This window comes from Vibrio sp. 1580 (assembly GCF_033340055.1).
Map to the genome: position 1 here is coordinate 1 of NZ_JAWOVT010000437.1, position 609 is coordinate 609.

2 protein-coding genes are annotated in these 609 nt (G+C 42.9%); both read left to right on the forward strand.

All coding sequences use genetic code 11. The annotated features are described in order from the left end of the window. The first annotated feature begins 27 nt into the window (after window positions 1-27). Entirely contained in the window at window positions 28-270 is a 243-nt protein-coding gene (locus R7093_RS26450; RefSeq protein WP_005481662.1) for a hypothetical protein, read from the forward strand. A gap of 173 nt (window positions 271-443) precedes the next feature. Continuing rightward, the coding region (locus tag R7093_RS26455; RefSeq protein WP_318147181.1) for a septation protein IspZ at window positions 444-609 on the forward strand (166 nt) is incomplete at its 3' end.

Genomic DNA, 609 nt, shown 5'->3' on the forward strand with positions numbered 1-609 from the left:
GTCAGGAAGCTTGATAAGGAGATGGCTATGTTACTTCACCGACACACATATTACGGCTTGATTCATCACGGAATAAAAGCACTATTGTTAGACAGAATCGGACGCTACACCGAGGAAGAGTATCACCAATATTTGAGCCTAATGACAGGCAAATCAACTTGCTTCACCATGACGCATGAAGAGCTAGAAGCCACCGTCGATAACTTGTTGAGAGAAGGCTATTTGGAAGACGTAAAGTCTCTGATTTCTCAATACCAACGTGTGGCGTAGGAAAGAATCGTTTAGCTCTCGAGCCATGAGTCAAGCCTACAGAAGCTAACCAAGCTATCTGTACTAACGAGCAAGATTTCGCCTTTTTAGGTGCCTTAAACATATCAATACATTGCCGCTCATTGAGCGGCAATTTTTTATCCAAATCCCTTGAGCTATTCACATTACGCCAGATTCCGCTAGACTGTCAGCAACTCAACAACTCGGTAGTTTTTGGCAACATGAAGCAAATCCTTGATTTTATTCCTCTCATTATCTTCTTCGCTCTATACAAGATGTACGACATCTATGTAGCGACTGGAGCACTCATCGTTGCAACGGCAGTTCAACTTATCGTGA

Bases quoted from the DNA above. Each gene is read 5' to 3' on its own strand.
- R7093_RS26450 (WP_005481662.1), top strand. From the start codon at position 28: ATGTTACTTCACCGACACACATATTACGGCTTGATTCATCACGGAATA.